This is a genomic window from Ensifer sesbaniae, assembly GCF_013283665.1.
GTDB classification, from domain to species: domain Bacteria; phylum Pseudomonadota; class Alphaproteobacteria; order Rhizobiales; family Rhizobiaceae; genus Ensifer; species Ensifer sesbaniae.
In genome coordinates this window covers 3,278,181-3,300,696 of sequence record NZ_JABEKU010000001.1, presented here as the reverse complement: position 1 = coordinate 3,300,696, position 22,516 = coordinate 3,278,181, and the positions used below count along the sequence as shown (strand labels likewise).

Here is a 22,516-nt window from a genome sequence, read left to right as displayed (position 1 = left end):
TCATCGAAGGACTGTCGCTGGAAATCTCGGGAGGAGATCGGCAATGGGAGTTGAAGGCATTGGCGCGCGGGTGGCGCGCAAGGAAGACAAGCGGTTCCTGACCGGCAAGGGCCGCTATACGGACGACATGTCCGTGCCGGGCATGAAATATGCGGTGTTCGTGCGCAGCCCGCATGCGCACGCCAAAATCCTCAAAGTGGACGCATCCGCAGCCAAGGGCATGCCTGGCGTCATCGACGTGCTCGACGGCAAGCAGCTTCTTGCCGACGGAATCGGCAACCTGATCTGCGGCTGGATGATCCACTCCAAGGACGGAACGCCGATGAAGATGGGCGCCTGGCGACCGCTTGCGCACGAGACGGTGCGCTATGTCGGCGATGCCGTGGCGATCGTCGTGGCCGACAGCGTGGCCGAGGCCCGCGACGCGGCCGAGGCGGTCGTGGTCGATTACCAGGAGCTTCCTGTCGTGACCGATGCGACCAAGGCGCTGGAGCCAGGCCAGCCGCAGCTTCACCCGGAGGCGGCCAACAACCTGATCTTCGATTGGGAACTCGGCGATGCGGCCGCGACCGACAAGGCGATCGCTGAGGCGGCGCATGTCACCGAGATCGAGATCCACAACAACCGGCTTTCGCCCAACCCAATGGAGCCGCGCGCCACGCTCGGCATCTATGACAACGGCGACGATCACTATACTTGCTACACGACCAGCCAGAACCCCCATGTGGCGCGGCTGGTGATGAGTGCCTTCTATAACGTCGCGCCGGAAAACAAGCTCCGCGTCATCGCCCCCGATGTCGGCGGCGGCTTCGGCTCGAAGATCTACATCTATCCGGAGGAGATCGTCTGTCTCTGGGCTTCGAAGCGCACGGGCGTCCCGGTCAAATGGACCTCCGATCGCACCGAGGCCTTCCTGACCGACGCGCATGGCCGCGACCACGTATCGAAGGTGAAGATGGCATTCGACGCCAACAACCGCATCATCGGGCTCAAGGTCGATACGATCGCCAATCTCGGCGCCTATATGTCGCTCTTCTCTTCGGCGGTGCCGACCTATCTCTATGCGACGCTGCTTTCCGGGCAATATGACATCCCGGCGATCCATGCCAATGTCCGCACCGTCTACACCAACACCGCGCCGGTGGATGCCTATCGCGGCGCCGGACGGCCGGAGGCGACCTATCTGCTCGAGCGCACGATGGAGACGGCGGCACGCGAACTCGGCGTCTCGCCGGCGGAACTGCGGCGGGTCAATTTCATCCGCTCCTTCCCGCACCAGACGCCTGTCATCATGAACTACGACGCGGGCGACTACGAGGCCTCGCTCGATGCGGCGATGAAGGCGGCCGACTGGAACGGCTTTGCCGCCCGCAAGGCGGATGCCGAAAGCCGCGGCATGAAGCGCGGCATCGGGATGAGTTGCTACATCGAGGCCTGCGGCATTGCGCCGTCGGCGGCAGTGGGTTCGCTCGGCGCCGGCGTCGGTCTCTGGGAATCGGCCGAAGTCCGCGTCAATGCGGTCGGCACGATCGAGGTGCTGACCGGGTCGCACAGCCATGGCCAGGGCCACGAGACGACCTTTGCCCAGCTCGTCGCCGACCGCTTCGGGGTGCCCCTCGACAGTGTCAACATCGTGCATGGCGATACCGACAAGGTGCAGATGGGCATGGGCACCTATGGCTCCCGCTCCGGTGCCGTCGGCATGTCGGCCGTCGTCAAGGCGCTCGACAAGGTCGAGGCCAAGGCAAAGAAGATCGCCGCGCATCTGATGGAAGCGGACGAAAGCGACATCGTCATCGAGAACGGCGAGCTGAAAGTCGCCGGCACCGACAAGGCCGTGCCCTGGTTCCAGATGGCCCTTGCCGCCTATACCGCCCACAATCTGCCCGCCGGCATGGAGCCGGGGCTGAAGGAAGGGGCCTTCTACGACCCCGCCAACTTCACCTTCCCGGCCGGCTGCTACATCTGCGAGGTGGAGGTCGATCCCGAGACGGGACAGACCAAGATCATCCAGTTCGTCGCCGCCGACGACTTCGGCAACATCATCAATCCGATGATCGTCGAGGGGCAGGTGCACGGCGGGCTGGCGCAGGGCATCGGCCAGGCGCTGCTCGAAGGGGTGCACTACGATGCCTCGGGCCAGCTTCTGACGGCGAGCTATATGGACTACGCCATGCCGCGCGCCGACGACCTGCCGTCGTTCCAGGTCTCGACCTCGAACACACCCTGCCCGAACAATCCGCTGGGCATCAAGGGCTGCGGCGAGGCCGGCGCCATCGGCTCTCCACCGGCGCTGATCAATGCGATCACCGACGCTATCGGCAACAACGCGCTCACCATGCCGGCGACACCGCAGAAGGTGTGGGCGGCGGCGCAAGCGGCCAACTGATCGGAGGATACCCATGTACGAGACCCAATATCACCGGGCGTCCTCGGTTCAGGATGCCGTCAAGCAAATGGAAGCGGCGGGCGAAGGCAAATATGTCGCCGGCGGCATGACGCTGATCCCGACGATGAAGCAGCGGCTGGCCGCACCGAGCGACCTGATCGATCTCCGCCACATCGGCGAGATGCAGGGCATCACGGTCTCCGGCCGGTCGGTGCGGATCGGCGCGGCGACGACCCATCATGACGTGGCCTCGTCGGCGGCGCTCAAAGCCGTCTGTCCGGCGCTCTGCAGCCTTGCCGGCCATATCGGCGATCCGCATGTGCGGCACATGGGCACGATCGGCGGTTCCATCGCCAACAACGACCCGGCCGCCGACTATCCGGCGGCGATGCTGGCGCTCGGCGCGACAATCGTGACCAACAGGCGCGAGATCGCGGCTGACGACTTCTTCACCGGCCTGTTCGAGACGGCGCTGGAAGGCAGCGAGATCGTCACCGCCATCACCTTCGATGCGCCGGCTCAGGCTGCCTACCAGAAGTTCGCCAACCCGGCGTCGCGCTATGCGATGGCCGGTGTGTTCGTCGCGCGACGCGACGATGGCGACGTCCGGGTGGCCGTTACCGGAGCGGGAGCGAACGGCGTGTTCCGGCATGGCGATATGGAAGCGGCGCTCGTTGCCAACTGGTCGCCGGATGCGCTGAGCAATGTCAGCATCGATGCCTCGGAGCTGCTCTCCGACATTCATGCGGACGCGGCCTACCGCGCCAATCTGGTGAAGGTCATGGCCAAGCGCGCCGTGGCAGCGGCCTGACCGGCATGGGGTATCGTCAAACAGCAAAAAAAGGGACGGCTTCGGTCGTCCTTTTTTCATCCTTGCTTGACTTCGATCAAGCTTGAAGAGATGAACATGCGCTAAGGCTCTCTTTGGAATGTTTCAAAACTAGGGCTCTCCGGGTTGAAACGGTTTCAGTGAAAGCAACGAAGATGCTTCGGCCCGAAAATGCTAGATCATCCCGGATGCATTCATTGGACGGGCAGCGCTTCAGGGGCCTTTTGCCGCAGGTGGCAAATGCCGAGCATTCCGAGGTTGACCCCAGGTCGCTTTGAATCAAGAAAAGCGATCGGGCACTGGAGAAAATGATGGATTTCGAGAATTTCTTTAAGAACGAGCTGGACGGGCTGCATCAGGAAGGCCGCTACCGGGTTTTCGCAGACCTCGCCCGTCATCGCGGCAACTTCCCGAAGGCAGCGCGCCATACGGCCGATGGCGTCCAGGAAGTCACCGTCTGGTGTTCGAACGACTATCTCGGCATGGGCCAGCATCCTGTTGTCACCGAGGCGATGAAGCGCGCCATCGACGAATGCGGTGCCGGCGCCGGCGGCACCCGTAACATCTCCGGTACCAACCACTACCACGTCCTGCTCGAACGCGAGCTCGCAGACCTGCACGGCAAGGAATCGGCGCTGCTGTTTACCTCGGGCTATGTGTCCAACTGGGCAGCACTTGGTACGCTCTGTTCCAAGATTCCCGGTGTCATCGTCTTCTCGGACGCCGGGAATCACGCTTCGATGATCGAGGGGATCCGTCACTCCAAGTGCGAACGCGTCATCTTCAAGCACAATTCGGTCGCTGACCTCGAAGCCAAGCTCGCCGCCGCCGATCCGCGCGCGCCGAAGATCATTGCTTTCGAGTCCGTCTATTCGATGGACGGCGACATCGCGCCGATCAAGGAATTCTGCGATCTTGCCGACAAGTACGGCGCCATGACCTATCTCGACGAAGTGCATGCCGTCGGCATGTACGGTCCGCGCGGCGGCGGCATTGCCGAGCGCGAAGGCCTGATGCACCGGCTGACGGTTATCGAAGGCACGCTCGGCAAGGCCTTCGGCGTGATGGGCGGCTACATCGCCGGCTCGGCCGCGCTCTGCGACTTCATCCGCTCGTTTGCGTCCGGCTTCATCTTCACGACGGCGCTGCCGCCGACGCTTGCTGCCGGTGCGCTTGCCTCGATCCGTCACCTGAAGGAAAGCCAGGTCGAACGCTTCGCGCACCAGGAGCGCGTGCGTCGTCTGCGTTCGCTGCTCGACCAGCGCGGTATTCCGCACATGCCGAACCCCAGCCATATCGTGCCGGTCATGGTCGGGGACGCGGCCAAGTGCAAGTGGATCTCCGACCTGCTGCTCGACAATTTCGGCGTCTACGTGCAGCCGATCAACTATCCGACGGTGCCGAAGAAGACCGAGCGGCTGCGCATCACGCCGACGCCGCTGCACTCGGATGCCGACATCGATCACCTCGTCGGCGCCCTGCATTCGCTGTGGTCGCGCTGTGCGCTGGCAAGGGCGGTTGCGTAAGCTTCGGCTTATCTTTCGAGAGATCTGCCTCTCAGCCTAACTCTCCTCGTTTGCGGGGAGAGGTTGCCGGCAGGCGGATGAGGGGCTTCCCTCACCGCGCGGATGCGGGGCGAAGAGCCTAATGAACCTGCAGGGTAAACCTGACTATTGAATGAGCCCGGCCGCCAGTTGCCGGGCTTTTTCGTCTGCGGCGAAAACGTCGTCCATTGTTGTCGCCGCCGGCAGGTCGGCGAGCGCGTCCATGACCTTTTCGACGATCTCCGCCATGGCGAGAAATCCGGTGCGCCCGGCGATAAAGGCGTCGAGTGCCGTTTCCTTGGCACCGTTGAGCACCGCCCCCTGCACGCCGCCCTCGACCATGGCGCGGCGCGCCAGGCGGATCGCCGGAAAGCGCACTTCGTCCGGTGCTTCGAAATCGAGGCGCGACAGCTTGGCGAAATCGAGCCGCTCGATCGGCAGGCTGCAGCGGCTGGGATAGGAAAGCGCATAGCCGATGGCGGTGCGCATGTCCGGGCAGCCGAGCTGCGCCAGCACCGAGCCGTCCGTGTAGCCGACCATCGAATGGATCACCGACTGCGGGTGCACGATCACTTCGACCTGTTCCGGCTTGAGAGCGAAGAGGTGCTTCGCCTCGATCATCTCCAGCGCCTTGTTAAACATCGAGGCGCTGTCGATCGAGATCTTCAGTCCCATCGACCAGTTCGGATGGGCGCGCGCGACATCGGCGGTCACGTGGCGCATCTCCTCGAGCGACTTGGTGCGGAACGGGCCGCCCGAGGCCGTCAGGATGATGCGCTCGACGGCGTGGCGCTGCTGTTCCTCGAGCACCTGGAAAATGGCGTTGTGTTCGCTGTCGACGGGCAACAATCGTCCGCCGCCCTTCTTCACCGCCTCGATGAAGAGGCTGCCGGCGGAAACCAGGCACTCCTTGTTGGCGAGCGCAATGTCGGCGCCGCGGCGGGCGGCGGCGAGGGTGGGGGCAAGACCGGCATTGCCGACAATGGCCGCCATCACCCAATCCGCGTCGCGTTCGGCCGCTTCGATCAGGCCGCTCCTGCCGGCGGCGACGGCAATGCCGGTGCCGGCAAGCGCCGCTTTCAGGTTTTCGTATTGGCTCTCATTGGCGGTGACGGCGAGCTCCGCCCCGGCCTTCACCGCCTGTTCGGCGAGCAGGGGAATGTTGCCATTGCCGGTGACGGCGACGACTTCGAAGCGCTCGCGACCGCCAAGACGCTCGATGACGTCGAGCGTGTTGGTGCCGATCGAACCGGTCGACCCGAGGATCGTCAGTCGGCGCTTCGCATTGTCGCGGGATGCCATGCCAATACCCATGTTCTTCTTTTTCGGAGGGGATGCGCGAGGCGGCTTTCGTCGCGAGCGTAGCGCATGATCTTCGCCAGATCGATCCGAACTTTTATATTGTATGTTGTGCGCTTCAGCGCCGCGCGTCTTATCAGACGCGCAAAGGTCGCTGTAGCTCTTTGATTTGCTGCATGTCTTTGTCCTTAAATCGAAGTCGATTTAAGGAGACATGCAGTAGGCTCTACAGGCGAATTCCGCCGGCAACAAGGGCGCGGTCTTCAATCCGTCTCGTCCAGGGTCTAAGAATCGGACTGCTTGAGTCGACGCCCGAAGGAGCTCGCGATGCTGAAAGTCATTACCGCCGTTTCCTGCGCCTGCGTGACGATCGAGATGGCCTCGATGCAGCCGGTTGCCGCCGAAGACGTGCCGCAGCAGCTCGTCGGCACCTGGCTTGCCGAAGACATCGGTGGCGGCGGCGTGGTCGACGATCTGCAGTCGACGCTCGAAATCCGCGAGGACGGCACCTTTGGCGGCATGGCCGGCTGCAACCATTTCACCGGTACCTTCAGTCTGTCGGGCACGAAGATCACCTTCGGACCGGCCGCATCGACACGCAAGATGTGCGTGCCGGCGGCGATGACCCAGGAGCAGAAATTCCTCGAGGCGCTCCGCAGCGAACTCTCCTGGACCGTCGAGGGATCGAAGCTCGTTCTCGTCAAGGCGGAAGGCGCGACCGCCATGAAGCTCGCATTGATGACCGCCGGCTCTCAGGGCGCCGATGTGACGATCCGCGTGCCCGGCGCCGATGCCGTGGATCGGCAAGCGGTTCGCTACGATTGCGGCGGCAAGGCCCTCGAGGCGCAGTATATCAATGCGGGCGCCGTATCCCTGGTGACCTTTACGATCGACGGCACCTTCGTCGTGGCTTCGAACGTGATCTCCGGCTCCGGCGCCCAATATGCCGGCGGGCAATATATCTGGTGGACCGAGGGCGACGAGGCGACGCTTTTCGACGTGACGAAGGGCGAGAATGATCAGGGCATCGCCTGCAAGCCCGCTCCCTGACGCCTTTTTTACCTGCCTTCCCGAGCCGGTTGGCACAACCCGGCTAAAGACGTTGCCGGGCAACTCGGAACCTTTGCCCTCGCTCCATAGTTACAATCCCGGCGCTGTCGCGCTGTCGTTGTGAAAAGGGAGTTGATCCATGGGGCTGCTTATCGGAATCCTGATTACATTCCTCGTCATTGTGTTGGTGCTCTATCTCGTCCAGCGGCTGCCGCTCGACGCACGCGCCAAGCAGATCGTCCAGACCATCGTGATCATCATCGGCATCGTCTCTCTGTTGAAATACCTCGCCGTCTTCTGACGCGCCGCCTTCCAGCCAGAGGCCGGTTCAATGGACCGGTCGCCTGTCGCTATGCGCTCCATGCTGACAAAAGCTGACAGCAGCTTCGACTAGGTTCCGGTCATCAGAAGAAGGAGATCCGAAGATGCTGTCACCGAACCTTGTCCTGCTCTATGTCGACGACCCGGCAAAAAGCGCCCTGTTCTATGCCGATCTGCTCGGGCGCGAACCCGTTGCTTCCTTTCCTGCCTATGTCGCCTTCGGACTCGAAAACGGCCTGACCTTCAGCCTCTGGTCTACCCAGGCGAGGGACTTCGTCTCGTCCGGCACCGGCCATCGCTCGGAAATCGCCTTCATGGTGAAGGATGACGCGGAAGTCGAGCGCCTCTATGCGGATTGGCGCCGGCGCGGAATGGCAATCGAGCAGGAGCTGAAGACTGCCGTGTTTGGTCGCACTTTCGTCGCTCTCGATCCGGACGGCCATCGGCTGCGTGTCTGCCGGCCGGACGATTGAGCCGTCACCGAGTAGCGGCGGTCACCCGCAGCCAGGAATGATTTCAGCACGATCAGCCCCCCTGCCGAAAGCAGGGCGATCGGCACCCTACGAGGCGGCAGCAGTATGTATCACCAATTCGAGTTCGAGTGGCGGTGATAGTGCCGCCTTGGCGGGGCGCTCAAAGCGCCGCCGAGGATCGCACCAACGGCGAAGCCGCCGATAAATGCGCCAATATCGCTGTGATGATGCCGGTGGTGATAGCGACGATACCGATAGTAGTCGTCGTAGTCTTCGTCGTAGTAGCGACGGTCGTATCGCCATCCATCTTCATCATCGTCATCGTAGTACCACTGGCGATGACGATGGGTGACCTGTTCGACATTCGATAGGCCCGCCTTCAGTGGACTGACCGACGGGAATGCCTGTACCGGGTCCACGCTGGAGAGGGCCGTTGCCAGCGAAAGCGCAATAATAGCCAGCGTTTTCATGAGCTTTCACCATTCTCCCTTCTGCAAGGAAAATGATCGAGAGCCCATTTTGTGCCGTCTCCGGCAGCCGGTAACGATTTCGTGAATAGAGATCCTGCGGCTCCCCGAGGAAAGGGCAGTCGCAGCCTGGCGGGGAACGCCGCCGAACCCAACAAAAAAGGTCGGGGCGACCCGACCTTCCTCATCACCGTCAACCGATGCCAGTTCATCCGTGGTCATCGGCGAGGTGTAAGTTTCTACTAGCGGCCGTTCGTGACAGGCACATGACGCGCATGCGTCTTTTTCCCGGTCGCTCGGCGGCATCGGAATTCTTGGCCGACCTGAACGCCATCGCGGTCTTCGTCGCCGTTGCCCGATTTGAGAGTTTCGGCCGGCGAATGCCGGTATCTACTCTCTGCCGCAAGGTGACGGCACTCGAGGAGCTTGACGGTTCAGGGGGCTGCTACAGCCAGTATTATCTGGACAAATACTTGAGATGGTGATCCCGGCGCGATTCGAACGCGCGACCCCCAGATTAGGAATCTGGTGCTCTATCCTGCTGAGCTACGGGACCACTCGGATAGCACCCATACAAAAGCATGAGGTTTTCGCCAAGTGTTTTTGCGTGGCAGCGCCCGGAAATGCGAGACAGCCGCCCCTTGCGTGCGCACCGTCCGATCCTCGCTTCAGGTCACCGGATGGGGCTGGTCTTTCAGGTCTTCCGAATGCTAAGCAAGGCGGGCGCTGGCGGGAGGAAAGCCGGCGCTCCCCTTGAGACCTTCATCAGAGACCTGATCCAGATATGTTCATCGGAATAGATTGGGGCGGCACGAAAATGGAAGTCATCGCGCTCGGCCGCGATGGCGAAACGCGCGCCCGTCATCGCCTCGCGACCCCGACGAGCGGCTACGACGACTGCATCCGCGCCGTTCTCGATCTCGTTGCCGCCGCCGAGCAGACTGCCGGCGAAAAGGGCTCGATCGGCATCGGCATTCCCGGCAGCCCCAATCCGCGTACCGGCATCGTGCGCAACTCCAACGCGGTGCTGATCAACGGCAAACCGCTCGGCCGCGACCTCGAAACCGCACTCGGACGGCCGGTGCGGCTGGCCAACGACGCCAATTGCCTGGCGGTTTCGGAGGCGGTCGACGGCGCCGGCAAGGACGCACATGTGGTCTTCGGGGTCATCGTCGGCACCGGCCATGGCGGGGGGCTGGCGATCGACAAGAAGGTGCATGCCGGATACCAGGGCGTTGCCGCCGAAATCGGCCATTATCCGCTGCCCTGGATGACGAAGGACGAGTATCCCGGCCACAGGTGCTGGTGCGGCAAGCAGGGCTGCCTCGACATGTATGCCTGCGGCACCGGCGTCGAACTCGACTACCGGCTCACGACAGGCACCGAACGGCGCGGGCGCGACATCATCGACGCGAAACGGGCGGGCGACCCGGTGGCAACGGGCGTGTATGAACGCTTCGTCGACCGGCTGGCGCGGAGCCTGGCGCTGCTCACCAACATCGTCGACCCCGATGTCTTCGTGCTTGGCGGCGGCATGTCGAATGTCGACGAGATCTATGCCGACGTGCCGCCGCGCGTGGTCAACTATCTCTTCGGCGACACGTTCGAGACGCCTGTTCGTAAGGCCCTGCATGGTGACAGCTCCGGCGTGCGCGGCGCGGCCTGGCTCTGGAAGGATTGATTCCCATGAACATCGACAAGGATCTGGCCCGCATCGCGCGGCAGGAACAGGAATTGCAGTTCGAGCGTTTCGACCTCGAAACGGCCTGGGAACTCGGCTCGCGGCTGCGCAAGATGGCGGTCGAACGCAAGCTCGGCGTGGTGATCGACGTCACGCTGTTCTCGATGCAGGTATTCTACGCAGCGCTCGACGGCGCGACGCCGGACAATCCGAACTGGGTGCGCCGCAAGCGCAACACCGTGTTCCGGCTGTTCAAGAGCAGCTATGCCACCGGTCGCGAACTCGCGAAGGCGCAAACCAATCTGCAGGCCAAGCTTGGGCTGTCGGACGCCGACTATGCCGCGCATGGCGGCAGCTTTCCAATCGTCGTCAAGGGTACAGGCTGCATCGGTGCCGTCACGGTTTCCGGGCTGCCGCAGCGCGAGGACCACAACATGGTGGTCGAGGCGCTCGCGATCTTGCTCGGCAAGGATCATGACGGCTTGAAGCTCGAGGACTGAGTGTTGGCAGACGATATCTTTTCTCAGTCTCGTGTTCTCTCGCAGTGGCTGGCCGACAAGGCCCTGCCGCTCTGGCGCGAGGCGGGTGTCGATGCCGCCGGCGGTTTCGTCGAGACGATCGATATGGCCGGTGAGCCGACCCGCGCCAACCGGCGTGCGCGGGTGCAGCCGCGGCAGGTCTATTGCTTCGCGGAAGCTGGCCGGCGCGGATGGAGTGGTGACTGGCGCGGTGCAGCCGAAGGCGGACTTGCCTATTTCGATCGCGTCTTCAAGCAGCCGAGCGGCTTTTATGGCGCGCTCGCCGATGCCGATGGCAACCTGCTCGACCCGTCGTTTGATCTCTACAACCAGGCCTTCACCCTGTTGGCCTTCGCCTATCTCGCCGAGGTCGTGCCGGCACGCAAGGCCGAAATGACCGAACGCAGCAACGACCTTCGATCCCGGATCGAAGCTCACGCCAAGCATCCGGTCGCGGGTTTCGAGGAAGACAATCCTCCGCGTCTGCCGCTCTGTTCCAACCCCCATATGCATCTCTTCGAGGCCTGCCTCGCCAGCGAGATCGTGGACGGATTCGATCAGGTCGCCTGGGCCAATCTCGCCGACGAGATTGCGGACCTGGCGATGGATCATTTCATCGACGCCGAGACCGGCGTTCTGCGTGAGTTCTTCGATCACGACTGGGCGCCCTTTGCCGGCGACAAGGGCCGGATCGTCGAGCCCGGCCATCTGTTCGAATGGGCCTGGCTGCTGCTGCGCTGGGCGGAGCGCCGCGGCAGCGCCGAGGCGATCGTCAAGGCGCGGCGGCTGTTCGATATCGGCGAGGCGCACGGCATCTGCCCGAACCGCAACGTGGCGATCATGACGCTGCTTGACGATCTCTCGGTGGCCGATCCGATTGCACGGCTCTGGCCGCAGACCGAGTGGCTGAAAGCGTCGATCCGCTTCGCGGCACTCACCAATGGCGTTGAGCGAGAGCGTTACCTCGCTTCGGCCGCCCGGGCGGCGGCGGCACTTCGGGCGTTCCTGGAGACGCCGGTTGCGGGCCTCTGGCGCGACAAGCAGAAGGCCGACGGCAGCTTCGTCGAGGAACCGGCACCGGCGAGCAGCTTCTATCATATCCTCTGCGCCATCTACGAATCGGAAGATTGCCTACAGCGCCTCGCGTCTTATTAGACGCGAGAAGGCCGCTGTAGCACTTTGCAGCGGCGCGGCTCTGAACCGCCCTACCGATGTGGCCCGTCGCAATCGCGGCGGGCCATTTTCTTTTTGTGGCGGGCAAATGTGATCGCGCCATATGTTGACATAAAGATATCTTTATGTGATTGACTCGTTTATTGTTTGTCGTTTTCAGAACGGGAGATTTCCCATGTCCGCCATCGGCGCCCTTTTCGGTGACGTTTCCTCCAAGCCGGAGGGCTCCGAGATCAAGCGGGCGCTCGCCCAAGCGGCGCGCGAACGCATCCTGATCATGGATGGCGCGATGGGCACGGAGATCCAGCAGCTCGGCTTCGTCGAGCAGCATTTCCGCGGCGACCGATTCGGCGGCTGCGCCTGTCACCAGCAGGGCAACAACGACCTTCTGACGCTGACGCAGCCGAAGGCGATCGAGGACATCCACTACGCCTATGCGATCGCCGGCGCCGACATCCTCGAAACCAACACCTTCTCCTCGACCCGCATCGCCCAGGCCGACTACGGCATGGAGGACATGGTCTATGAGCTCAACCGCGACGGCGCCCGGCTGGCGCGCCGTGCCGCCAAGCGCGCCGAGGCCGAGGACGGCCGCCGCCGTTTCGTCGCCGGCGCGCTCGGACCGACCAACCGCACGGCGTCGATCTCGCCCGACGTCAACAATCCCGGCTATCGCGCCGTCACCTTCGACGACTTGCGTATTGCCTATGCCGAACAGATCCGCGGGTTGATCGATGGCGGCGCCGACATCATCCTGATCGAGACGATCTTCGACACGCTGAACGCCAAGGCCGCGATCTTCGCAACCAAGGAAGTGTTCGCCGAAAAGGGCGTCGATCTGCCTGTGATGATCTCCGGCACGATCACCGATCTCTCCGGCCGCACGCTTTCCGGCCAGACGCCGACCGCCTTCTGGCATTCGGTGCGCCACGCCGAGCCCTTCACCATCGGGCTCAACTGCGCGCTCGGCGCCAATGCCATGCGTGCCCATATTGACGAGCTCTCCGGTGTCGCCGACACCTTCGTCTGCGCCTATCCCAATGCCGGCCTGCCGAACGAGTTCGGCCAGTATGACGAGACGCCGGAGCAGATGGCAGCGCAGGTGGAAGCCTTCGCGCGTGACGGTCTCGTCAATATCGTCGGCGGCTGCTGCGGTTCGACGCCGGCCCATATCAGCGCCATCGCGAGAGCCGTTGCCAAGCATCGCCCGCGCGCGATCCCCAAGGTCGAGCCGCTGATGCGGCTTTCCGGGCTGGAGCCCTTCACGCTGACTTCGGACATTCCCTTCGTCAATGTCGGCGAGCGCACCAACGTCACCGGATCGGCCAAGTTCCGCAAGCTGATCACCGCCGGCGACTATTCGGCAGCGCTCGACGTCGCGCGTGACCAAGTGGCGAACGGCGCCCAGATCATCGACGTCAACATGGACGAGGGCCTGATCGATTCGAAGCAGGCGATGGTCGAGTTCCTGAACCTCGTCGCCTCCGAGCCGGACATTGCCCGGGTGCCTGTCATGATCGATTCGTCGAAATGGGAGGTGATCGAGGCGGGCTTGAAATGCGTGCAGGGCAAGCCGCTGGTCAATTCGATCTCGATGAAGGAAGGCGAAGAGGCTTTCCTGCATCACGCCAGGCTCTGCCGCGCCTATGGCGCGGCCGTCGTCATCATGGCCTTCGATGAAGCCGGCCAGGCCGACACCAAGGCGCGCAAGGTCGAGATCTGCACCCGTGCCTACAAGCTCCTGACGGAGGAGGCGGGTTTCCCGCCCGAGGACATCATCTTCGACCCGAACATCTTCGCGGTGGCGACCGGCATCGAGGAGCACAACAATTACGGCGTCGACTTCATCGAAGCGACGCGCGAGATCATTGCCACCCTGCCGCATGTGCATGTGTCGGGCGGCGTCTCCAACCTCTCCTTCTCGTTCCGCGGCAACGAGCCGGTGCGCGAGGCGATGCATGCGGTCTTCCTCTACCACGCCATCCAGGCGGGCATGGACATGGGTATCGTCAATGCCGGCCAGCTCGCCGTCTATGACGCGATCGATCCGGAACTGCGCGAGGCCTGCGAGGACGTGGTGCTCAACCGCCGCGCCGATTCGACCGAGCGCATGCTGGAAATCGCCGAGCGTTATCGCGGGCAGGGCGGCGCACAGGGCCGCGAGAAGGATCTTTCCTGGCGCGCGTGGTCGGTGGAGAAACGCCTCGAACATGCGCTGGTCAACGGCATCACCGAATACATCGAAATGGATACGGAGGAAGCGCGCCTTGCCGCCGCGCGGCCGCTGCATGTCATCGAAGGTCCGCTGATGGCCGGCATGAACGTCGTCGGCGACCTCTTCGGCTCGGGCAAGATGTTCCTGCCGCAGGTGGTGAAATCCGCCCGCGTGATGAAGCAGGCGGTCGCCGTGCTGCTGCCGCACATGGAGGCGGAGAAGCTTGCCAATGGCGGCGGAGCGCGGGAAAGCGCCGGCAAGATCCTGATGGCGACGGTCAAGGGCGACGTGCATGACATCGGCAAGAACATCGTCGGCGTCGTGCTTGCCTGCAACAATTACGAGATCATTGATCTCGGCGTCATGGTGCCCTCGGCGAAGATCCTCGAAGTGGCGCGTGAGCAGAAGGTCGACATCATCGGGCTTTCGGGCCTGATCACCCCGTCGCTGGACGAGATGGTGCATGTCGCCTCCGAACTCGAACGCGAGGGTTTCGACGTGCCGCTGCTGATCGGCGGCGCGACCACCAGCCGTGTCCATACGGCGGTCAAGATCAATCCGCGCTATGATCGCGGCCAGACGGTCTATGTCACCGATGCCAGCCGCGCCGTCGGCGTCGTCTCGAGCCTGTTGTCGCCGGAAGCGCGGGGTAACTACATGGAGACGGTCCGAGCGGAATACCGCAAGGTCGCCGAGGTGCATGCCCGCAACGAAGCGGAAAAGCGCCGTCTGCCGCTGTCGCAGGCCCGCGCCAACCAGCACAAAGTCGACTGGGCGAGCTACCAGGCAAAGACGCCGTCCTTCCTCGGCACGCGCGTGTTTGAAAGCTGGGATCTCGCAGAACTCGCCCATTACATCGACTGGACCCCGTTCTTCCAGACTTGGGAGCTGAAGGGCGTCTATCCGAAGATCCTGGAGGACGAGGCGCAGGGTGCCGCCGCCCGGCAATTGTTCGACGATGCCCAGGCGATGCTTGCGAAAATCGTCGAGGAGAAATGGTTCGCACCGAAGGCCGTCGTCGGTTTCTGGCCGGCGGGAACGGTCGGCGACGACATCCGGCTGTTCACCGATGAAGACCGGACGTCTGAGCTCGCGACCTTCTTCACGCTGCGCCAGCAACTGACGAAGCGCGACGGCCGCCCGAACGTGGCGCTTTCCGATTTCGTCGCCCCGGCGGCCAGCGGTTCCAATGACTATGTCGGCGGCTTCGTCGTCACCGCCGGGATCGAGGAAGTCGCGATTGCCGAGCGTTTCGAGCGCGCCAACGATGACTATTCGTCGATCCTGGTCAAGGCGCTGGCCGACCGCTTCGCCGAGGCCTTTGCCGAGCGCCTGCACGAATATGTGCGCAAGGAACTCTGGGGTTATGCGGCCGACGAGGCTTTCACGCCTGAGGAACTGATCGGCGAGCCCTATGCCGGCATCCGGCCGGCGCCCGGCTATCCGGCGCAGCCCGATCATACGGAAAAGGCGACGCTCTTCCGGCTGCTCGATGCGGAAGCTGCGATCGGCGTCAGCCTGACGGAAAGCTATGCGATGTGGCCGGGATCGTCGGTTTCCGGCCTCTACGTCGGTCATCCCGAAGCCTATTACTTCGGTGTCGCCAAGGTCGAGCGCGATCAGGTCGAGGATTATGCCGAGCGCAAGCGCATGCCGATCCGCGAGGTCGAGCGTTGGCTTTCGCCGATCCTCAACTATGTGCCGATGCCGGAGTCCGAGGCGGCCGAGTAACCGTGGCCGGCGGGGAAGGTGGGTCGAGACCGGCCCGCCCCATCCGGTAGTCAGGCGATCGGGGCAGGATTAACCCGGCAGCTTTGCCAGGAATGCGTTGAGGACCGCATTGAATCGGTCCGGCCGCTGCAGCGGTGCGAAATGGCTGACGCCGGGAAGCAGGATGAATTCGGCGCCGGGAATGCTGCGGGCGAGATAGTCAGAATGCTCGCGCTTGATGAACTCGTCATTCTCGCTCTGAACGATCGCGACCGGGACGCGGATCCTGCCGAGGTCCTCGGCCGTGTAGTTCGGCTCGGTCCTTTGCATCTCGCTGACGGCGTCGACGAAGGCGCCGAAATCGTCAGGTGTTGCCGACAATTGCCTGTAGTCGCTCGAATGGCGGCCGAAGCAGCGGTCGAGGATCGGGCTCGGTTCGATCTCCCTGGTTCCGCTCGGGTCCATGTTGCAGGCGAAGAAGAAGACGCCGGCGGCACGCTCCGGCGCCATCGAGGCGAGAACGAGCGCAATGCAGGCGCCGTCGCTCCAGCCGGCAAAGGCGGCCGTCTCGATCTGCAGCCTGTCCATGACGGCGAGCACGTCCGACGCCATCAATTCATAGCTATAGGGTCGGGTATCGCGGGTGCTGCGGCCGTGGCCGCGGCTGTCGATTAGGATGACGCGGCGACCGGCCTCCAGCAGTGCCGGGACCTGGTAGCCCCAGTTGCCGCTGTGGCCAAGGCCGCCGTGCAACAGGATCACCGGTGCGCCCTTGCCATAGGTCGCATACCAGATGCTTGCGCCGTTCCGCGCGACGTGGCCCTCGGCCGCTGCGGCCGGCAGGGGCGCTGCGCCATTCTCGGCGAACGCGGCGAGGTCGTCGTCCCGGAACTCCATGCACTCGGTCTCCCGCGCTTGATTCGCGACGCGGGAAGCTTAGTTCACCGGCTGGGACTCGGGAAAGTGCGATCTTGCCGTCGCCGGCTCTCGATCGGACATGTCGGCCCTGGCGGGTGGTTGGTGCAGTAGGTTACGGTTACGGCGTTGAGCAGGTGTCCTGCCGGTGTGCGCCGATGGCGCTGTTTGCCAAGCTGCGGTAACATCTGCCCTTGGGGTACATCGTACGTTGAGAGCTCGTCGATGGAGCGCCGTCTCGCTGCCGTCCTGATTGCGGATGTCGTCGGCTACAGCCGCCTGAGCCGACTCGACGAGGAAGGGACGCGCCTTCGCTTCCAGTCGGACCTGTGCACCATTCTCGAGCCGCTCTTTCGTGAGCATCACGGACGGCTGGTGAAGACGATGGGCGACGGTCTGCTCGTCGAATTCCGCAGCGTCGTCGACGCAGCGCAATGCGCGATCGATATCCAGAAACACAAGGCGGCGGCGGAGGATGAGCGGGGGCCTGACGGCGAGCGGCTCGATTTCCGCATCGGCATCAATCTCGGCGACATCATCGTCGAGGGCGACGACATCCACGGCGACGGCGTCAACATCGCCGACCGGGTGCAGGGGCTGGCCCATCCGGGCGGCATTGCGATATCGGGCACCGCCTACGACCAGATCAGCTCCAAGCTGAAGGTCGGATTTGCATCGCTGGGGTGGCAACCGGTGAAGGGCATCGGCGAGCCGATCCGTGTCTACCGCGTGCTCCTCGAACCCGAAGCCGCAGGCAAGACTTTTGGCGAGAAAAAGGGGCGAGCCGCCCGCCAGAGCGTGGCGATCGGTTTGGCCGCGCTTGTGCTGGCGGCAGCGATCGCCTGGTGGCAGCCCTGGACGCTGATCTCGTCGATAGATTCCGCGCAGCGCTTCGCCTACCCCCTGTCGGACCAGCCTTCCGTCGCGGTGCTGCCCTTCATCAATGTCAGCGGCGACAGTGGTCACGATCACCTGGCCGAAGGCCTGACCGACGATCTCATCACCGAATTGTCGAAGGTCTCCGGGCTCTTCGTCATCGCCCGGCATTCGGTATTTGCGCTGAGGGGCAATGCCACCAAGATCCAGGACGTCGCCGCCGAACTCGGCGTGCGCTATGTGCTGGAAGGCACGCTGCAACGCACCGACCAGCGCCTGCGCATCAACGTCAAGCTCATCGACGCGGCGAGCGGGCTGTCGTTGTGGGCGGAGCGCTACGACCGGCAGTATGCCGATCTCTTTGCCGTCCAGGACGACGTGATCGGCAAGATCATTGCCGCGCTCGAGGTCAAGCTCAGCGAGGGCGAGCGTGACCAACTGGCGCGCATCCCCACGGACAATCTCGAGGCCTATGACAACTACATGCGCGCCGAGCAGCAGGGCCTTATCTGGCGCGATGTCGAGACCAATCGTCAGACGCTCGCCTTCTACCAACGGGCGATCGACCTCGATCCCGATTTTGCCGATGCTCATGCCGGCATAGCCCGGGTCGCGGTCGATGTCTGGCGCAACGACTACAATTATCTCTGGTCCGCGGCCGTGGCGCGCAAGATCGCCTATGATGCGGCCGGGCAGGCTCTGAAGCTCGACGCCAACAATGCGCGCGCCCACACGGTCTTGGCGCTGCTTCAGCTCGTCGATGGACGCGCTTCCGAGGCAAGGCAATCGGCGCTGCGCGCGGTCTCAGTTCAGCCCAACGATGCCGAAGCGCTCGCCAATCTGGCGCTGGTTCTTGTCCAGACCGGCGAACATCAGCAGGCGATCGAGGACATCGAGCGGGCGCTGAGGCTCGACCCTTCGCCGTCGTCCACCCTGGAACTCATGGCAGGCATCGTCTACTACACGGCGCGCCGCCTCGAACGGGCGATCCCACTGATCGAATCGGCACGCGAGGAACTGCCGAAAGCCGAAGCGGTGCGGGAGTACCTGATATCGGCCTATGCCCAGCGCGGCGATCAGGCGAGCGCTGCGGCGGAAGCAGCAGAACTCTTGAAGCTCTTCCCGGACAGCAACCTGACCTATTACAGCTATCTCTATGACTATTGGCGCGAGGAGGATCTCCATCGGCATCTCTTCGGGCTGCGCACCGCGGGTATCCCCGAATGGCCCTTCGGTTTCGTTGGTTCCCCCAGCGATCGGCTCGGTCCGGCGGAACTGCAGCAATTGACCAACGACAAGACCTGGGTCGGCACGCACAAGAACGGCACGAGCTTCGCCCAGTTCTTCGACAAGGCCGGCAACACCGCCTATCGCAGCAGCAATACGAGCATCACCGGTCGTATCGAAGTGAAGGGCAATCAGCTTTGCGAGAAATACGAAGGGTACTTTCTGGATCGCATGGTCTGCGGCTACGTCTACCGCAATACGGCAAACGGCCAGCGCAGCGCCGACTATATCAACGTCACACCGCAGGCGCTGAAGTTCTTTTCGATCCAGCAATGATGCCGATCATGTCCTGATTGGCAACGCAATCAGGGCGAGGGCTTCATCCAGTTGATCGACGTCTTCTCCGTGAGCAGCGTCTGCTCGACCTCGGACCAGTGCTTGCGTGAATCGACCACTTTGGCCGGGTTCTTCTCGAAGCCATCGGCTGCGCCCGGATCGTAGCTTAAGTAGAGTTTGCCCTCGATAATGCGCCAGGCTTTCGGGTCGATGTTGGTCGTCACGGTGCCGAAGGAGACGCCGTCGGCACAATAGCCGCCATATTGCGGTGCATAGCGGGTCGGCTCCTTCATGAACTGGTCACGGTGCTCGGCGCTGGCGAATTGCCAGGTGGCGCCGAGCCAGCGATAGGTGAATTCCGGCGATCCTTCGACCGCCTTGTTCTCGGTGAAATAGGCGACCGGATCATACCCCTTGATCGCCACGTCGCCGAAATAGCCGGTGTTGACGGGCTCCTCCGCGCGCGTTGCGCCGGTGAATGCAAGGAATATCGCCGTCGCCGCGATCGCGGCCGCTATCGGAAATCGAGACATGCCATGTCCTCCGTTGCCGGATGTATTCGTCATTGTCGTTTTGTGCATTCGCCATAGAGCCAATCGCCGACGAGATCGGCTTTCTGGCAGGTGGCTCCCGCCTTCAGGAGAAGCTCGGCGGCCGGCCAGTGCGAGCGCCATCCCGCCTGTGTCAGCGGCGTGTAGCCGTTGCGTTCCTTGACCTCGATGTCGGCCTTGTTGGTCAGCAGGAAGGCGACGATCTCGGCGTGGCCCTCTTCGGCTGCTGCGTGCAGCGGCGACATCTTGTAGAAGTTGGCGACGTCGTTGACGGCAGCCCCCTTGGCGACGAGCAGCTTGGCGGTTTCGAGATTGCCGCCATAGGCGGCGGCGTGCAGCGCCGTCAGGCCGCCCTTGTTGCGGATCTCGATGTCGCATCCGCGATCGATGAGGAGAGCGACGACCTCGGTGCGTCCCTTGAGCGCGGCGATCAGCAACGCCGGCTCGCCGGCCGCATCGGGCTCGGCTATGTCGGTTCCCTGGTCGAGCAGTTGTTTGACGCGTGCGGTATCGCCCTCCCTTGCCGCGTCATGCAAGGGGCCCGCCATGGCTGCCGCGGCAAAGAAGGCCACGGCGGCGAGCGGAGCAAGAAGAGATTTCATCGCGCAACCTCCGCCCCAGCTTCGGTCTCGCCCAATTGGAAAGAGCAAAAATACCACGGGGCAGGCGGCGGAAACAGGCGTTACCGCTGCCGGATCCATAATCCTTTTGGGTGTCTGCGATGATGAATGCCTGTCAGGCGGCGACCCGCATCAGGTCGAGCATGCGGTCGATGGCGCTCGGGATGGGCGCGATAATCGGCGTCGAGAACAGCGGCTGGAGCTGTTCGGCCGCCTGGCCCAGCGGACCGCCGCCGATGATGACGGCTTCGGCGCCATCCAGTTCGACACACTGGCGGACGGCGTCGCCGAGGGCGTCCAGCAGGCGTTCCGGGTGGGCGGAGAGCGCCAGCGGATCGCCGGATGTGCAGCGGATGCCGGTATATTGCTCCCAGACGCCGAGATCGCGGGCGCGGTCGTCGATTGCCTGGATCAATTCCGGCGTCGTGGTGGCGACGCCGAACTTGCGGCCGTCCTGCGAGGCCTCGATCATCGAGGCCTCGCAGATGCCGATCACGGGGATCGCGAGGCGATGCTTGAGGGCGGCAAGGCCGGGATCGCCGAAGGCGCTGACGACAATGCCGAGGCACCCGGCCTCATGTTTTTCGCCGATCTCGACGACCTCGGCAGCGGCCGCATCCAGCTGCTCGGGTGTCACGATCATCGGCGGGTTCCGCATGGCCGTGGCGACTGCCACGGCCACGCGTCCTGATGCGGCCCGGCGTGCGATGGCGACCATCATGTCGCTGGTGGCACGCGAACTGTTCGGGTTGATCAGAAGGATATGTGCGCTCACGTTCTCAGTTCCACGCCGACGTTGATTTCAGAAGTGCCAGCCTTTGCGAGGTCGGCGTCCGCCGGCTGGGTCAAGTCTTCCATCGACATGCCGTAGGTCTCGGGTCCGAGCTGGATGCAGAAGGCGAAGACCGCATACATGCCGGCGGCGAGACCGAAGACCCCGACCATGCCGTAGGTGTCGAACAGCGCTCCGGCGATGGTGGGAATGAAGGAACCTGCGGCCGAGCCGGTTGCCAGGATCAGCGCCACGCCGAAGGCGCGGATGCGGGTCGGGAAGAGTTCGGGAGCATAGATCCAGATCGAGGTGTTGAGCAGCAGCACGAAGAACTGGAAGATCGCGCCGAAGAGCAACACCAGATAGATGTTGGCGCCGAGATAGGCGATCGAGACGGCCGCAAGGCAGGCGCAGGCGGCACCAAGGGTCAGCACCTTCTTGCGCGGGAAATAGTAGCCGAACATCGATGCGGCGATGGCGCCGAGCACGCTGCCGCTCTGGATGATCATGCTGTAGAGCAGGCTGCCCTGCAGCGTGTAGCCCATGGACACGAAGATGATCGGCATCAGCGTCAGTACCGAAAGCTGGGCGCCGTAGCTCATCAGGATCGCGATGGCGACCGGAATGGTGCGGCCGATGAAGGGCGCGCGGAAGAGTTCCTTCCAATCGCTCTTGGCCGGTTCCTCATCCTTCAGGTGGTCCTTGGTCAGATATTCCTGAACCTTGAGATTGCGCGGCCGCAACGAGCCGGAGGCAAGGATCGAAAGCACCCTGTTGGCCTCGTCGATCTTGCCCTGCGAGGCGAGAAAGCGCGGTGTTTCCGGCACCAGGCGGCGGTAGAAGACGACGAGCAGGGCCGGCAGGGCGAGCGAGGCGAAGAGCCAGCGCCAGCTGTTTTCACCCGGGAAGAGGGTGAAGATCATCAGGCCGAAGGCAGGCGCCAGGAAATTGCCGAAACCGCCGGCGCCGACATTGACGAGGCCGGCTGCCGTGCCGCGGAATTTTGGCGAGCAGAACTCCGACAGCATGGTTACCGCCGTAGAAATCTCGCCACCGACGCCGAAGCCGACGATGGCGCGGGCGAAGCAGAGCGTCGCGAAATTCGGCGCCATGGCGCAGGCGGCCGAGCCGATGGTGAAGAGCAGCAGATTGATCGTCAACATCACGCGCCGGCCGTAACGGTCGCCGAGGATGCCGGAGAGCAGGCGCCCGAGGGCGGCGCTGCCGAAGGTGATGGTGTTGAGGAAACCGATGTCGGTTCCGGTAAGGCCCCAGTGCTCCTTCAGGATCGGGCCGGCGACGCCGATGGTGTTCTGCTCGAAGCTGTCGAACAGGCAGCCGATGAGGACAAGCGCAAGGATCTGTTTGTGGGCGCCGGTGACGCCGATCTTGGTGAAGGCTGATTCCAACTGTCTGATGACCGGCGATGACCTGCCGGAAGGCACCATATTTTCCGCTGCCATGGTTCGTTCCCCTTTATGGCTTAACAACGTGAAAATGTGAAAACCAAGTTTCATAAAAACTACATCATGAAATCCTGGTTTCATAGA

Annotated in this window: 18 protein-coding genes, 1 tRNA gene and 1 pseudogene; 12 read left to right on the top strand and 8 right to left on the bottom strand. The window is 63.3% G+C overall.

Annotated features, from left to right (window positions below):
* The first annotated feature begins 43 nt into the window (after window positions 1–43).
* From BHMPCIPO_RS16075 to hemA, 3 genes are all read left to right on the top strand, one after another.
* A complete protein-coding gene (locus BHMPCIPO_RS16075; protein WP_173517691.1) occupies window positions 44–2,389 on the top strand; it encodes a xanthine dehydrogenase family protein molybdopterin-binding subunit in 2,346 nt (781 codons plus the stop codon).
* Window positions 2,390–2,402: 13 nt separating this feature from the next.
* The gene (locus BHMPCIPO_RS16070) at window positions 2,403–3,200 is read left to right on the top strand and encodes an FAD binding domain-containing protein (protein WP_173517690.1); all 798 of its coding nucleotides are present in this window, start codon (window positions 2,403–2,405) and stop codon (window positions 3,198–3,200) included.
* Between the two features lie 329 nt (window positions 3,201–3,529).
* Window positions 3,530–4,744, top strand: a complete 1,215-nt coding sequence (hemA, locus tag BHMPCIPO_RS16065) for a 5-aminolevulinate synthase (RefSeq protein WP_173517689.1) — start codon at window positions 3,530–3,532, stop codon at window positions 4,742–4,744.
* Between the two features lie 144 nt (window positions 4,745–4,888).
* On the opposite strand, the gene dxr is transcribed toward hemA, so the two are convergent.
* The gene (dxr, locus tag BHMPCIPO_RS16060; protein ID WP_173517688.1) at window positions 4,889–6,064 is read right to left on the bottom strand and encodes a 1-deoxy-D-xylulose-5-phosphate reductoisomerase; all 1,176 of its coding nucleotides are present in this window, start codon (window positions 6,062–6,064) and stop codon (window positions 4,889–4,891) included.
* A 324-nt stretch (window positions 6,065–6,388) separates the two neighbouring features.
* Between dxr and BHMPCIPO_RS16055 the strand changes: the two genes are divergently transcribed.
* The 3 genes from BHMPCIPO_RS16055 (at window position 6,389) to BHMPCIPO_RS16045 (ending at window position 7,905) form a co-directional block, all read left to right on the top strand.
* Window positions 6,389–7,111: an META domain-containing protein gene (locus BHMPCIPO_RS16055; RefSeq protein WP_173517687.1), complete on the top strand. Its 723-nt coding sequence runs from the start codon at window positions 6,389–6,391 to the stop codon at window positions 7,109–7,111.
* 139 nt (window positions 7,112–7,250) lie between these two features.
* Window positions 7,251–7,412: a Thivi_2564 family membrane protein gene (locus tag BHMPCIPO_RS16050; protein WP_173517686.1), complete on the top strand. Its 162-nt coding sequence runs from the start codon at window positions 7,251–7,253 to the stop codon at window positions 7,410–7,412.
* A 124-nt stretch (window positions 7,413–7,536) separates the two neighbouring features.
* A complete protein-coding gene (locus tag BHMPCIPO_RS16045; RefSeq protein WP_173517685.1) occupies window positions 7,537–7,905 on the top strand; it encodes a VOC family protein in 369 nt (122 codons plus the stop codon).
* Window positions 7,906–8,015: 110 nt separating this feature from the next.
* Here BHMPCIPO_RS16045 and BHMPCIPO_RS16040 read toward each other — a convergent pair whose 3' ends face one another.
* Complete coding sequence (locus tag BHMPCIPO_RS16040; RefSeq protein ID WP_173517684.1) at window positions 8,016–8,375, bottom strand: BA14K family protein; 360 nt, start codon at window positions 8,373–8,375, stop codon at window positions 8,016–8,018.
* 311 nt (window positions 8,376–8,686) lie between these two features.
* Here BHMPCIPO_RS16040 and BHMPCIPO_RS33675 point away from each other — a divergent pair.
* Window positions 8,687–8,797, top strand: a pseudogene (locus BHMPCIPO_RS33675) (LysR family transcriptional regulator); the annotation flags it as partial.
* A gap of 54 nt (window positions 8,798–8,851) precedes the next feature.
* Here the strand turns inward: BHMPCIPO_RS33675 and BHMPCIPO_RS16030 are convergent.
* Window positions 8,852–8,928, bottom strand: a tRNA-Arg gene (locus BHMPCIPO_RS16030).
* Window positions 8,929–9,156: 228 nt separating this feature from the next.
* Between BHMPCIPO_RS16030 and BHMPCIPO_RS16025 the strand changes: the two genes are divergently transcribed.
* The 4 genes from BHMPCIPO_RS16025 (at window position 9,157) to metH (ending at window position 15,690) form a co-directional block, all read left to right on the top strand.
* Complete coding sequence (locus BHMPCIPO_RS16025; protein ID WP_173517683.1) at window positions 9,157–10,053, top strand: ROK family protein; 897 nt, start codon at window positions 9,157–9,159, stop codon at window positions 10,051–10,053.
* 5 nt (window positions 10,054–10,058) lie between these two features.
* Window positions 10,059–10,553 (top strand): heme-degrading domain-containing protein, encoded by a 495-nt coding sequence (locus BHMPCIPO_RS16020; RefSeq protein ID WP_173517682.1) that lies wholly within the window; start codon window positions 10,059–10,061, stop codon window positions 10,551–10,553.
* A 3-nt stretch (window positions 10,554–10,556) separates the two neighbouring features.
* Window positions 10,557–11,726, top strand: coding sequence for an AGE family epimerase/isomerase (locus BHMPCIPO_RS16015; RefSeq protein ID WP_173517681.1), 1,170 nt, complete (start codon window positions 10,557–10,559; stop codon window positions 11,724–11,726).
* A gap of 193 nt (window positions 11,727–11,919) precedes the next feature.
* Entirely contained in the window at window positions 11,920–15,690 is a 3,771-nt protein-coding gene (gene metH / locus BHMPCIPO_RS16010) for a methionine synthase (protein WP_173517680.1), read from the top strand.
* Between the two features lie 69 nt (window positions 15,691–15,759).
* On the opposite strand, the gene BHMPCIPO_RS16005 is transcribed toward metH, so the two are convergent.
* Complete coding sequence (locus BHMPCIPO_RS16005; protein WP_173517679.1) at window positions 15,760–16,566, bottom strand: alpha/beta fold hydrolase; 807 nt, start codon at window positions 16,564–16,566, stop codon at window positions 15,760–15,762.
* A gap of 243 nt (window positions 16,567–16,809) precedes the next feature.
* Between BHMPCIPO_RS16005 and BHMPCIPO_RS16000 the strand changes: the two genes are divergently transcribed.
* Window positions 16,810–19,023, top strand: coding sequence for an adenylate/guanylate cyclase domain-containing protein (locus tag BHMPCIPO_RS16000; protein WP_173517678.1), 2,214 nt, complete (start codon window positions 16,810–16,812; stop codon window positions 19,021–19,023).
* Between the two features lie 29 nt (window positions 19,024–19,052).
* Here the strand turns inward: BHMPCIPO_RS16000 and BHMPCIPO_RS15995 are convergent, their stop codons facing one another.
* From BHMPCIPO_RS15995 to BHMPCIPO_RS15980, 4 genes are all read right to left on the bottom strand, one after another.
* The gene (locus tag BHMPCIPO_RS15995) at window positions 19,053–19,556 is read right to left on the bottom strand and encodes a YHS domain-containing (seleno)protein (RefSeq protein WP_246304332.1); all 504 of its coding nucleotides are present in this window, start codon (window positions 19,554–19,556) and stop codon (window positions 19,053–19,055) included.
* A gap of 29 nt (window positions 19,557–19,585) precedes the next feature.
* Window positions 19,586–20,176, bottom strand: a complete 591-nt coding sequence (locus BHMPCIPO_RS15990) for an ankyrin repeat domain-containing protein (protein ID WP_173517677.1) — start codon at window positions 20,174–20,176, stop codon at window positions 19,586–19,588.
* Window positions 20,177–20,309: 133 nt separating this feature from the next.
* Complete coding sequence (locus BHMPCIPO_RS15985) at window positions 20,310–20,969, bottom strand: aspartate/glutamate racemase family protein (RefSeq protein ID WP_173517676.1); 660 nt, start codon at window positions 20,967–20,969, stop codon at window positions 20,310–20,312.
* Window positions 20,966–22,429, bottom strand: coding sequence for an MFS transporter (locus tag BHMPCIPO_RS15980; protein WP_173517675.1), 1,464 nt, complete (start codon window positions 22,427–22,429; stop codon window positions 20,966–20,968). The genes BHMPCIPO_RS15985 and BHMPCIPO_RS15980 overlap by 4 nt, the downstream gene beginning before the upstream one ends.
* Window positions 22,430–22,516: the final 87 nt, after the last annotated feature.